The organism is Pseudomonas sp. AC463 (genome assembly GCF_979253585.1).
In genome coordinates this window covers 1-252 of record NZ_CEEDDZ010000919.1, presented here as the reverse complement: position 1 = coordinate 252, position 252 = coordinate 1, and the positions used below count along the sequence as shown (strand labels likewise).

The window sequence follows — 252 nt, the reverse complement described above, 5'->3', positions numbered from 1 at the left end:
AGGTCGATGCGGTCGCCCGGGAAGACGAAGCCGGCGACGGCGGCCTGCGCGGAAACCGGCACGGTGACGGCGCGCATGCCGGGTCCGAGCGCGGCGGCGAGGAAGCCCCGGTCGCCCGGCTTCACGAGAGCGCCCTGCGTGACCGGCTGACCGGCGGTGATCGCGTTGCGGACGACGGTGCCCTGCAACGCCTTCAGGTCGCTTTGCGAGCGCAGGTAATAGGCGCCGTCGACCAGTTCCTTGGGCCAGGGC

1 protein-coding gene is annotated in these 252 nt (G+C 72.6%); it reads right to left on the bottom strand.

Annotated elements, in window-relative coordinates:
* On the bottom strand, positions 1–252 hold a 252-nt coding region (cpaB, locus tag AC0IYH_RS32905), incomplete at both ends, for a Flp pilus assembly protein CpaB (RefSeq protein WP_471838573.1).